9 protein-coding genes are annotated in these 13098 nt (G+C 47.2%); 2 read left to right on the top strand and 7 right to left on the bottom strand.

The window, feature by feature from the left end; all coding sequences use genetic code 11:
- Positions 1-26: 26 nt before the first annotated feature.
- Entirely contained in the window at positions 27-260 is a 234-nt protein-coding gene (locus MKY95_RS03985) for a hypothetical protein (protein ID WP_036606058.1), read from the bottom strand.
- Positions 261-672: 412 nt separating this feature from the next.
- On the opposite strand from MKY95_RS03985, the gene MKY95_RS03980 reads away from it, so the two are divergent.
- Positions 673-1485, top strand: coding sequence for a DUF1129 family protein (locus MKY95_RS03980; RefSeq protein WP_339196959.1), 813 nt, complete (start codon positions 673-675; stop codon positions 1483-1485).
- 26 nt (positions 1486-1511) lie between these two features.
- On the opposite strand, the gene MKY95_RS03975 is transcribed toward MKY95_RS03980, so the two are convergent.
- A complete protein-coding gene (locus MKY95_RS03975; RefSeq protein WP_051449575.1) occupies positions 1512-2420 on the bottom strand; it encodes an AraC family transcriptional regulator in 909 nt (302 codons plus the stop codon).
- Between the two features lie 404 nt (positions 2421-2824).
- Positions 2825-5899, bottom strand: coding sequence for a copper amine oxidase N-terminal domain-containing protein (locus tag MKY95_RS03970; protein WP_036668389.1), 3075 nt, complete (start codon positions 5897-5899; stop codon positions 2825-2827).
- 316 nt (positions 5900-6215) lie between these two features.
- On the opposite strand from MKY95_RS03970, the gene MKY95_RS03965 reads away from it, so the two are divergent.
- The gene (locus MKY95_RS03965; protein WP_051449576.1) at positions 6216-7184 is read left to right on the top strand and encodes a hypothetical protein; all 969 of its coding nucleotides are present in this window, start codon (positions 6216-6218) and stop codon (positions 7182-7184) included.
- Positions 7185-7333: 149 nt separating this feature from the next.
- On the opposite strand, the gene MKY95_RS03960 is transcribed toward MKY95_RS03965, so the two are convergent.
- The 4 genes from MKY95_RS03960 to MKY95_RS03945 form a co-directional block, all read right to left on the bottom strand.
- Complete coding sequence (locus tag MKY95_RS03960) at positions 7334-7936, bottom strand: GNAT family N-acetyltransferase (protein ID WP_235193731.1); 603 nt, start codon at positions 7934-7936, stop codon at positions 7334-7336.
- Positions 7936-9228 carry a threonine ammonia-lyase IlvA gene (ilvA, locus tag MKY95_RS03955; RefSeq protein WP_036606060.1) on the bottom strand — a complete coding sequence of 431 codons (1293 nt, stop codon included), beginning with the start codon at positions 9226-9228 and terminating at the stop codon, positions 7936-7938. The genes MKY95_RS03960 and ilvA overlap by 1 nt, the downstream gene beginning before the upstream one ends.
- A gap of 293 nt (positions 9229-9521) precedes the next feature.
- Positions 9522-10412 (bottom strand): alpha/beta hydrolase, encoded by an 891-nt coding sequence (locus tag MKY95_RS03950; protein WP_076320038.1) that lies wholly within the window; start codon positions 10410-10412, stop codon positions 9522-9524.
- A gap of 358 nt (positions 10413-10770) precedes the next feature.
- The gene (locus MKY95_RS03945) at positions 10771-13062 is read right to left on the bottom strand and encodes a glycoside hydrolase family 3 C-terminal domain-containing protein (protein WP_036668390.1); all 2292 of its coding nucleotides are present in this window, start codon (positions 13060-13062) and stop codon (positions 10771-10773) included.
- Between the last annotated feature and the right edge of the window lie 36 nt (positions 13063-13098).

Raw genomic sequence — 13098 nt, 5'->3', positions numbered from 1 at the left:
AATTCAAACCAAGTGTTGCAGGATCGTTATTCGTAGCTTCTACGGAACATCTCGTGAGTCTCCACCCGTCCATTCCACTCATGCTCATGACCCGAATCAGTATTGTCCCAGAAACTTCTTCCCTTCAAATTGCCATCTGTCAGTTCTTCTGCATACTCCGTATCCTCCAGATTCTCCTCAAAGGATACAACCTCGTCCACGACTCCACGGGAGTTGCTGTTCAGTAGCAGCTTCCGGGTCAATTCTGTTTGTTTATCCATAACAAGCACACTCCAATCTTGGATTTCTGTTGGAAATGCTACTATTGTGATGGAATCGGCTGCTCTTTATGCATACTTCACACAATCGTTAGATCTGGGAGGCGTGAGGGTATTTTTTCACATGAACAGGGGAAAATAAATGAACAAACATAGGTAGCATATGCCTCGGAATCCTTCGGCCGAAAGGAATGAATTCATGGAACATCTACTGGAATGGATTCAACATCACGGTAAACTGGTGCTGTTATGCACCTGTGTTATACTGGCCTGTGTATGGATATGGGTCCACCATGAGCAGCTTTTTTATAAGGAATGACTTTGCGAAACGAGAGCCCTTCCCGTATACTAAAATACCGTCAGGGTCTTCAGTCCATTGGAAGATCAGAACGTGTGTAGACAGGGGGAGCAATCATTGGGGATTTCCTATAAGAAGCTTAAAGAAATACAGAATCGGCAAATAACTGAGATGAGTCGAATGACACCTGAACATGTGAAACTGTATGACGAGATCAGCACAATTGCGCGTCATGCGCCAGCGGACGAGAGAACACAGGAAGAGTGGATACTCTCCGCAGGAAAAGCAATCGTACAGGCTCAGCGGGATAACAAACCCGCTCGCGAGTTATACGGACCTGATCTGGAACAAGACATCCATGCACAGCTAGGGATTACAAATACAGCACCGGAGAAGACGACTGCCGTTGAGGTGGGTAAATCCAGCCCAACCCGTGATAATAGTTCAACAGCTTCATCGAAAAAGAATGCCAACGCTGTAGAACCACAGCCAACTGAGAATCCAGAGCCTGTGAAACGGACACCAAAGTGGTATGCCATGATCGCTTGGGCGGCTTTGTCTTTTGTCATGTTGATTCAAGGATGTGTGGGATTGTTCGTGGGTTGGACTGGCGGAGATACGGAGCCGTTCCAACACATCAGTCTGTTCTCTCTGATCGTTGCGGCAGTTGGCGGTATTGCATTGGTGGAGATGCTTCGCCGCCTTGCTGAGCGACCGGACGATGAAGGAGCGGACAAGAACACCGTACCTAAGGTTAACCTTAAGGGAATCATCATTTACATCGTCATCGTGGTCCTTGTGCTGTTTGTAGGGTATCCACTACGTGATAAACTTCCGGTATTTGCACTGGCTCCGTGGGTGAGTGCCGTGATCGGAGTTGTGGGACTTGCAACGGTAAGGCCTTTATTTGGACAAAAGAAAACAGCATAACACGTTATATAATCGATTAAAGGACTTCACGAATTCGTGAGGTCTTTTTCCATTTGGAGCTGGTTCCGATGTTTGATTCCTTTGCCCGGTGTCTCTCCAAACTCCCGCTTGAACATCCGGATAAAATAGTTCACTTCCATCCCTACGGTCTCTGCCGCCTCTCGTACACTTGCTCGTGGATGCTTGTCCATCCAGTCCGAAGCCTCCTGCAAACGTAATCGTTGCATATATTGATGTCCTGTCACGCCATAATGCTGGTGAAATAGTCGGTTGAGATGCTGCACCGAATAACCCACTGCGTCAGCAACATGCTTCAATAACAGATTGTCCTGATAGTGCGTATGCATTAATGCTACCGCTCGCACGAGTGCATCCTTGCTCGGATCGGGCTCCCGATTAGAGTGTTTTACAGTGCCGCCCTGTGCCCTAGATGATCCAATACCTACGTTAGCAACATCAGATGGAATTATCGATTGTGCTATATCTAAAATAAGCTGGTAGATCAGGGTTGATGTGTTCCACATCTCCGTTGCACCTCGATCCAGCGCATGCCAGAGATTGGTCATCCGTGACCAGATGATTTCAAAACCGGAGATATGGCACGGTTCGTTCTGAAGCAAACCCGTGGATTGTAGTAGTACCGATCCAGCCGATGCACCGCCAATGCCGATATAACCCAGTTCTCCTGTGGATTTGGAATGAGGCACATACTCATGCGCAACCTTGGGTTCCACGATGAATAACTGCCCTGCTCCCATCGTCCATGTCCCTTTTCCCGTTATCTTGAACTGCCCTTCACCACCGCGTGACAAAAACAACTGATACACCGGAAATCCATCCGGTCTATGCAGAACTTTCTCTTCCTGCGTCCCCACACAATACAGGTACAGCGGCAACCGGGAATCCGGCAGGCCCGTCAAACGAAACGCAAGCATTCCATCATTCCTTTCGGCTCATAGGCTTCTACATAAAGTGAACTAAAGATTTTTACACTAGCCACTCCGTTTCATGTAAATGTTAGTTTAATCTATATAGCCAACTTCCCTTTATTATCCAATAATTGGTTCAAATGCAACATTGGTCTAAGGAACCGTTCTGGCGACAAATTTTTTATCAAGTGAATTGCCGCGAGGATGTTAAGCGGTGTCTACGCGGGAATATTAAAAACTCCCTTTCCGGTTGGAAAGGGAGTTAATGGCTTTAAATTCCTAAAAATTAATTACCCAGTATGCGTTTCAACCGCATTTGTCTATCTGGATTCATGAACCTGGCGGGAGGGGTCTGCAGCAGATGATTGAGTGCCATTACCACCTGAAGTTCCCGCGCCCGTATTGTCAGTTCACTGACCATTGCCAGAAGAAGCTGGCAAAATCTCAAATGTGCCTTCTGCACTGACAGATGTATATTTCGTCGGCTCACTCACCACTGAGACTACCAAAACTTTGTATTTACCCGCTCCAAAAGCCATATTATTTGAATCATTGGCGGAATTTCCAATATCCACTATTGCTGTCCCTGAAGAAGTACCACCTACACTAACATCTGTTAAAACTCTCCCAGTAGTTCCTGAGCTGCTCTCTTCTTTAATGATATACACATCGTAACGAGCGATGCCTACTTCATTTGGCTTAGTGAAACTTATATTAATGGAAGAAGCACTTACAGTTGTTTTTAGATCTATTACACTATCAACAGTCGTTGGTGCCTGTTTTTTTGCTTTAATTATGAAAGGAGTCGACGTAGTTATATTTGATTCCCTTTTACCGTCAGATGATTCGGATAAAATAACAACCTTGTATGTTCCAGCTTTGATCTCGTCACCATTACTATCGGATAAAGAAATAGGAAGTTCTGTAACTGTACTTGTAGAAACATCGAGTGAATTGCTGGATTTCGCAGTTTTTTTGGCCGCATTTAGATCGAAAGTTGTAGATGCAGGTACTACCATTAACACATAACGTCCAATGGCTTGATCAGGGACTGGTTTTGTATATGTCACTTTTACATCGGTAGCATTACCTGCAGCTTGCTCTTCTTTCTTAACTTCAACGTTAGTAATTGTAACTGCTCCTACTGCACTAGTTACGGACAATTTAACATCTGCATAGGCCGTTGACAGCACATTGGATGAATTACCTGTATTACTTACCGCAAGTACAAATATGCGATAGTTCTCATCATTGCGAATAGTTGTACTATCTGTTGCCTTGGTATCGTCTAAAGTCACCGTGTAATTTCCGCTTCCTCCAGCTTTATTTACCACCTTAAAGTTGGAGTTCCGATTAGCTTCCGCCAAATCAAATCCACTCAAGTTGGAAGTTTTGACTACAAATACACGGTAATGATACACGTTCGTCTCATTCGATGATCGATTAAATGTCACACGCAAATCACGTCCATCTCCGTTATCCGCGATGTCCGTTGCAGTCACACTGGTCGGAGCGGTAACAGCCGTGTTCGCAGTCAGTGTGATCTGAGAAGAATATGAAGACAACGCATTTTGACTTGAGTTTCCGCTATTGCTTACTGACATAACGAATACACGATAGGAAACGTTATTGGAAATAAGGGAACCGCTTGTATCATATGCATTCGGAAGCGTAACGGACAAGTTACCACCCGTTTTGTTCACCTGCGTATAGTAGTTCGACGCATTAGCTGCACTTAGTGTGAAGTTGCCCGCATTACCGGAGCGAACAACGTATACTCGATATCCAGAGATTCTGGACTCATCCGCGGCCTTGTTGAAAGACACCCGTAGATCACGCCCATCACCGTTGTCACCAATATCCGCAACAGCCAGGTTGCTAATGACTCCCGCGTTACCGGTCGTTGTCAGTCTCAGAGCTGTGGAGGAAGCTGACAGCGCATTGGTGTATCCATTTTGCTGATTGCCCACCGCCATCACAAAGATGCGATAATCTTGCAGATTCGTTACATTATAACCACTTGTGTCCTTCATGGATGAAGGTAATGTCGTTGTAATGTTGTTGCCTGTTTTATTGACCGTATAGTACAGACTGGAGGACAGGTTACTCGCCGTTGTCAGATTAAAGTTGCTGGCAACCGAGTTACGCACCACAAAGACGCGATAATTCGCCACCTTGGACTCATCCGATGAACGGTTGAAGCTCACCTGAATGTCACGACCATCTCCATAATCCGAGTTATCCTTCACCTGCGTAATTACTGGAGACGTTGCTGTGTTCACGGACAACGTAAGTGAAGATGATGCTGCGGACAGCTTGCTGTCTGTTGTTGTATTAGTGCTTACCGACAAGATGTAGACCACATACGCTGTGCCACTTTTAATCATTTCGCCAGACGTATCCCGTGTCGAAGAAGTCAGCTGGCTTTTCACTGCGGTACTGTTTCCTTTGTATATGATCGTGGAGTTTGCACTGGACACTTTATTCGCTGCAGCCAGATTGAACGCAGAAGAGTCCTTCGCTTTGACTACAAAAGCACGATAATACGTAATGTTCGATGTCGTGCTCGGCTGCGTGAAGTTAATCTCCAGATCGCGGCCATCGCCATAGTCACTAATATCTGCGGCACGCAGACTTGTAACCGCCTGTACTGTGGATTTCACATTATTGAGCTTCAATGCTTGGGAAGACCAGTTCAATGCATTTTTATAATTATTGCTGCTGTTACCAACAGTCAGTACATACAGACGATACGTTTCATTACTATTGAGCAAATCCCCGTTCACGTCACGCGTCTGTGCATTAAGTGTCAGTTTCGGGTTGCTGCCATTCGGTGTAACAGATGTATAGTTTGCAGAAGGTACGGCAGTTGCTGAGGACTCCGTAAAGCTATTCACATCGCGAGTTTTCACCAGCATAATCCGGTAAGCAGATACCGCCTTCTCTGAAGTTGGACGTGTGAAGCTCACGGTCAGGTCACGACCATCTCCGTTACTTCCAGATACCGACCCGTAGATGTTCCATGCAGCATATTGTGTCTCATCCACTGGAGGTGTTGCCGTTGTCTTGATATCTACACGCTGATTGCGTGAGTTCCAGAATACTTTTTCTCCAAAAGCTTCACTGACAAAACGAATTGGAACCATCGTGTTGCCCTTAATCGTGTTCGCAGGTACATCCAACGATATCGCTTCCCCGTTGATGTATGCCGTTTTGGAACCAAGTGTCAATTTAACTTCCTGATCATCGCGAGTTGCAACAATCGTTTTGGTTCTGTTCGTGTATTGTACCTTCGCATCCAATCCTTCAAAAATCGACCGAAGCGGAACGAGTACGCGTCCACCTTTCATGACAGGTGCCTGAGCAGATGATAACTCTGCATCATTGATGTATATGCTGATTCTCGCGGCTGCATCCATAACCGACGTTGGAAGTGCGGACATCAGCATGGCCGATACAGCCAGCGCTGACATTACCTTCTTCACTTGTTTTCCTCCCGCTTTCCTCATATCCCATATCCCCATTCTCACATTTAGTTAACATCGAAATAGATTCGCTGTTCTTTTCATTAATTCCTGTATTTTCCTATGCACAACTAAGACGTTCCGATCGGCTCAAAAGTTTCCAGTTGTACAAAAAATATTTTCTCAGAAAACTTCCTCTATCTTCCACCCTCCAAAAGTTAAAAATAACAGAAGAATTTGTCACCATTCCGCAACCACATCCTGCACCAATTGGGTTAATGTATAGTGACTAGTGAACAACACCTATCATTTTCTCAACTACGGGAGGTTCATATCTATGACATCATCGTTCCAATCTGCCAAACGTAAAGGCATGCGCACCTTCATTACAGCCACCGCCATCCTCATGCTGCTCCAAACGGCTGTCGCTCCATTATCCGGAGTCGCTGCTGCCGCTTCTTCCAGTACAGATACCAAAGTCACAACTGCCGGTTCAACAACGATATATAAAACATTTCAGTCCATGCTCTACAAAAAGAACGGCTTGCCTGCCGCGGATACTTATCTCGAATCTCATATCAATCAAGTCACCACTTATCATGCAACTCTGATGGTCTTACAACTGGAGAATGCCCGCAACAAGGCGTTAACAGCCATGACGGACCGTCTACTGGTGCCTAATGTTCAAGACAAGATGATCAAAGCCTACAAGTGGAATGATAGCTTCACCCAACTGATGAGCCGCACCAACGACACCAGTCTGCGTGCGCTGCTCCAGCAGGCACGGGATAGCGGTTATCGCCTGGTTATGCTGGAAGGTTCCCTCTATCCGATCATGAATTATATGGCTTTTCAGAAATATATCTCGTACGTGAAACCAGACATCAAACAATACATTAATATTATGGCAGTTGAAACCAGCAACCTTGCCGCCGATGATGGTGCACTGGTCATTGGCTATCAGGAGATTCTCAATCGCGCTTTGAATCAGGAACGATTCCTGAACGAATATCCGAAGTCCAATCGGGTACAACAGGTGAAGAACCTGATGAATAACTATACCTTGTATACCTTTTATGGCCTGAATAATACGCCTTTATTTGACTATGAAACGAACAAAATGACAGCCAATGCCCAGAAAGGTTACAAAGCTGTCTTACAACGTAACTCATCCGAAGACAGTGCCTTCCTGACCAAACTCGAAAAGTTCATGGACATCGTAACCGAAGCCAAATTCGAGAAAACCGCTGCTGTCGAGAAATGGCTAGAGCAGAATGTGCCGGTCAGCGACTACGCGAATTATTGAATTAATCTGCTCCCACGGTTAACACCCGGTTCAAATTCAGGCTAAATCCCAACAGATAACCACAACAAAAACCGCCACAGGATTCGCTCCTGTGGCGGTTTTCTTCATGCTTTATCATCAGAACTAACTCAACCGGTCAGCTCCCTGCACTATTGAATCGGTTTGACCATATGATTATACTCATGTCCTGCGATGACAATCACATCGTCTTTGACATATCCCTGCCGTTCGTACAGCATTAGCGCACGGCCGTTGTCTCGTTCTACAATCAAGGATACCTGCGAGTGACCCAGATCTCTGCCCTGCTGCTCAAAAGCAGCCATCAGTGCCCGGCCGATGCCCTGCCCCTGATAAGCTTCACTTACCGAAAGAGTATCCAGATAATACTCCCCCGGACGGGTCTCTTTGACCAATGTATACTTCTCATCCCGGCTTCGTCCAGGTCGATCCAGAATCGGCTGGTCCAGACGATCTGCTTCTCCGCCATCATAGGCTACCAGAATCCCCGCAATCAGCCCATCCTGCTCCATCACTGTCACATGACGATAGCTAATCCGGTTGTTTTCCTGTACATAGAACTCCTGCAAAATCTGCATCGCCTTCTCATGATCCGCCTCACCCGCTAGCGAGTAAGCAATGTCCCCGATCGCCTGATACAGCAAAAGAATAACCTGATCAGCATCTTCTATGCGTGCAGGTCTGATCAGAGGAGATGTTTCGTGGTGATCTAATTGCATTTTGGAATTATTCATCAGATTAACATGTTGAACAGATTTAGATTTTTGTTCAGTTCGGTATAGGCGATACCTTTGCGGTTCATGCGTTCAATGAGCGGGTGGTAATCTTCCTTGTACATCAGCTCGATGCCCACCAAGGCAGGGCCATTTTCCTTATCATGCTTTTTCGTATATTCAAACCGGGTGATATCATCATTCTTCCCTAGAACTTCCTCCAGGAATTCACGTAAAGCTCCTGCACGCTGCGGGAAATTAACCATGAAATAATACTTCAGACCTTCATAGATCAGGGAACGTTCCTTGATCTCCTGCATCCGGTCGATATCGTTGTTCCCGCCACTAATAACACAGACCACCGTCTTGCCCACGATTTGCTCACGATATTGCTCAAGCGCCGCAACAGCCAAGGAACCGGCAGGCTCGACAACGATCGCATTTTCATTATAGAGTTCCAGAATAGTTGTGCAGGCTTTGCCTTCTGGCACTTTCACAATGTCATCAAGTATACTGTTGCAGATATCAAAGGTGAGATCGCCAACCCGTTTCACCGCTGCACCATCCACGAATTTATCAATATCATCCAACGTCACAACCTGTTTGCGGAACATCGCCTCACTCATGGAAGCTGCCCCAAGTGGCTCAACTCCAATGATGCGTGTCTCTGGACTCACGGTCTTCATGTAGGTTCCCACGCCGGCTGCCAACCCTCCGCCACCAATTGTCACGAACACATAGTCGGCATTCTCATCGAGACTTTCCATGATTTCCATCGCTACCGTACCATTACCTGCAATAATCTTCGGTTGATCAAAAGGATGGATAAACGTCATGCCCTGTTCGTCACATGCACGCATCGCTTCAGCATAAGCGTCATCATACGTATCCCCGATCAGCACCACTTCAACGTTGTTTCCACCAAAGCGACGCACCTGCTTCACCTTCTGGTTCGGTGTTGTACTCGGCATGAAGATTTTGCCGTTAATTCCAAGGGCATTACAGCTAAAAGCAACACCCTGAGCATGGTTGCCCGCACTTGCACAGACAATACCCTTCTCCATCTCGGCTGGTGTCAGACTGCGAATCATATTATAGGCGCCCCGAATTTTGAACGAACGCACCACTTGAAGGTCTTCCCTTTTCAGATACACATTACAGTTATATTTGGCCGACAATACAGCATCCCGCTGTAACGGCGTTCTAACAATGACCTCACGCAGCACATGATGTGCGCGTACGATATCTTCCATGCCAACACTGGCACGACCGGGACTTGTGGTTCCCGTTGGTTCTTGTTCAACTGGTTTCATGTTGTCTCCACACTCCGCTTTTATGGTCTATATATGTTGAACTAAATTTTATTTACACTGACACTACGATGACAGAATAACCCTCCAATCGCTGTTATCCCCAGATTTTTTCGATTCCCTTTTCTCAAGGGAAAAATCCGGTGATAGCGTATGCTTCCGATGCAGCTTTCTTTCAGAAAGCTTTTAGACGAACGCTTCGCTTTTTCAGGTTCTTTCTGTCCTCTCCGTTATCGTGTAAATCATTAAATTCAACTTATCTAGCAATGTCGCGCACTGCTTTTCTTTGTATTGTATCACTTTTGTTCTGTTCTTGCGCCTGAGCTCACATCATTTATCATTCGTACAATTTCATTAATAATGACCTGAGGGTCTGTATACATAACCATATGTCCCGATTGATCGGCCCCAATCCATCTCGCATTGGATAGCTGGCTCACCGTCTGGCGATGCGCCGTGATGAGGGCAGGTCTGATTTTCCCCTCTCCCTTGCCCGGGTTCGTACCCGAGATCACGCTAACTTCCAGATTACCCAGAGCCGGAGGATGTTCCAGCAACGCTGCCATGTCATCCAGAAATGTTTTGCCTTCCGCAAGCATCGTGCTGGCTGCCCGTACAGTGAAATCCTCCTTGAGGTGATCCGCTGCCACATCGTCAGGCTGAACACTTCCAGCTTTGCTGCCAAGCATCTTATATAAGCCAGTTCGCGCCATGATTGGAATAATGAAACCATTGATGGCAAAGCTCTTTTTAGCAAGCTTGGAAAAATACATTTCGCAATGCTCGTCTGATGGATCTACCAGGATAATGCCATGTAATCGAGATAGATGTGCAGCTGCCGCAGCCCGTACAATCGGACCGCCCCAGCTATGTCCAACCAGAATGAATGGGCCCGGGCCCAGAGCTGTCAGCAGTTCTCCAAGATCCCCTGCAATGCGTTCAAGGCTGCGGGGAGCCGAGTCGACATCACTTCGTCCCGCCCCTGCCCTGTCATACACGACAGCACGTGCATGCTCAGCAATGGCTGGTGCAACCAGTCCCCAGTTTGATCTGGAGGCGCCCATACCGGACTCAAATACAACCGTCAGCTCTCCTGTTCCCCTGGACATATAATGTAGTTTGCGACCATCACGGGTCTGAACAAACGCACTTGAACCAAACGTATGTGAGCTAGGATTAGGATCCATGTTCCCTCCTGATTACAAGCATAGTCATCTTTCACCGAATCTAATTGAAAATGATTATCAATTACTTCATTATAGAATAATCCATGCTATACGACAACCATATTGCTTCATCAAGTTACAGCAGTCCTGTCTCCTCTGTCACGTTGCAAGGATCATCCCTATCCCACCGTTTCGGTAACCCTCCTTTTTCCTTATACAAAAAGAAAACCCGATCCATGATCGGATCGGGTAAATGTACCAGCTACTAAACGGCTGGCCCTCATATACACCTTCCTGTTGCTTCGTGCGCAGTGCCTGCACGGATTGCACATTCGTTTAATCCAAGGATGGACAAATCTCGGTTTAAGGCCGCTGCCCCTTATCCCCGAATACCATGATCCTTGTTGTTCAGCTGCTCCAGAAGTTCATTCATCGCTTCTTCCGTCATGGCCCCACCGCTAAACGCAACCAGTGCTCGTAGCGGCATATATTTCATCATCGCATCCATCATATCTGCATGATCCCCGGCATCATCACCGCCGAACCCACTGGCTTCCTTGAATTGTTGCAAAGCCTGGTCCAGTAGCTGTTTATGGGCCGGATCACGCTGGATATCACCCAATGTACTATTACGCGTATAGGTTGGAAGGAATGTCGCTGTAGACTCTACATTCACACGTGTGTGCACATGAATGTCCCGTGAGGAACTGCCTACCTGAATCTCGAACTCTCCGGTCTCCACATGCCAGTCCTTCATATCTACGTTGTAATAGGCGAATGAACGTTTGTTTAGTGTGAAGCTCACCACTTTGGACTCTCCAGGTTCAAGGGCCACCTTCGCAAATCCTTTCAATTCTCTTACCGGACGAATAACTGTGCTCTCTACATCGCTGACATACAACTGTACAATCTCCTTGCCCGCTCTGTCACCGGTATTGGTGACCCTTACTTGCACATTCACCTCATCCTGATCGGTCAGTTCTGTGCGATCTACCTTCAGATCAGCATATTCAAATGTCGTATAACTCAGTCCATAACCAAACGGGAACAGTGGCTCCAGCTCTTTTTTGTCATAATAGCGGTAACCAACAAAGATGCCTTCCCGGTAATCGACACGATCCCCTTCGCCCGGGAAATTCAAGTAGGATGGATTATGGCTGAGCTTGGCAGGGAACGTCTCCGCCAGTTTACCGGACGGATTCACCTCACCATACAGCAGATCAGCTATCGCTCCACCAACAGCCTGTCCACCAAGATAAGCTTCGAGCACGGCTTGCACCTGCGGTAACCAAGGCATCTCTACTGGAGATCCGTTGCTCAGCACAACGACGACACGTGATTGAACCTTCGCAATCTCTTCAATCAGACGAATATGATTGTCAGGCAGACGCAAATGGGCACGATCATACCCTTCGGATTCATAACGATCCGGCAATCCAACAAACACAACAGCGGTATCCGCTGACTGTGCTGCCTGAACAGCCTCATGCATCAATGTCTCATCCACATCATCCGCTTCAATCCGATAACCTGGGGCATACGAGAAGGTTACACTTTCGCCAGCCACCTGTGTCATCTCTTCCACAATATCATCCACTTTGGTCGGATTAATGTGGGAACTTCCCCCGCCCTGGAAGCGAGGTTTACGCGCAAATGCCCCGATTATCGCCACATCGCCTTCACGCCCAAGCGGCAGGATACCTTCTTCATTTTTCAGCAAAACCATACTCTCGGCTGCCACCTTACGCGCAAGTTGGTGATGCTCATCCTTGTTATATGTAGCCCCATCTTGCTTTTGATCAACGGCATTAAAGATCAGCGTAAGCAGACGCTCCACCGCCCGATCCAGCTTGTCCAGCGGCAGTTGTCCGCTTTCTACGGCATCGATCAATTTACGCTCACCGATTCCACCACTTGTTGGCATCTCCAGTTCCAGTCCTGCTGCAAGAGCGTCTGCACGTTCATTGACCGCACCCCAGTCTGATACCACAAGACCTTCGTGTCCCCATTCGTCTTTCAGGATATCCGTAAGCAACCATTCATTCTCACCTGCATACGTACCGTTCACCTTATTGTAAGAACACATCACCGTCCACGGCTGTCCATCCTTCACTGCACCTTCAAAGCTCGCCAGATAAATTTCACGCAGCGTCCGTTCATCCACCACCGCATCAATCGACATACGCCGTTCTTCCTGATTATTAACTGCAAAGTGTTTGAGAGACGTACCCACACCCTGGCTCTGCACACCCTGAATATGACCGGTAGCCATCTGCGTAGATAACAACGGATCTTCGGAAAAGTATTCAAAATTACGTCCACCCAATGGGGAACGTTTAATATTTACACCCGGTCCAAGTAATACCGCTACATCCTCGGCCTGACATTCCTCTCCCAAAGCCACCCCGACCTGACGCGCCAGCTCCTTGTCCCATGAACTAGCCAATCCTGCCGCAGACGGGAAACAGGTTGCAGGCACACTCGACGTTAGCCCAAGATGATCCGCACTCCCATCCTGCTTGCGAAGCCCATGAGGTCCGTCCGTCACCATGATGGATGGAATGCCAAGACGCTCCACCCCTTTCAGATGCCAAAAGTCCAGGCCCGAGCACATACCCGCTTTTTCTTCCAGTGTCATCCGCTGTACCAGTTCCTTGATGTTACGTTCCACATTAACCCCTCCAGTTCATGATGTTGATACATAGCT

It is taken from the genome of Paenibacillus sp. FSL P4-0176, from assembly GCF_037975265.1.
In the GTDB taxonomy this organism is placed as follows: Bacteria; Bacillota; Bacilli; order Paenibacillales; family Paenibacillaceae; genus Paenibacillus; species Paenibacillus amylolyticus.
This window is presented reverse-complemented; position numbering and strand designations above follow the sequence as displayed.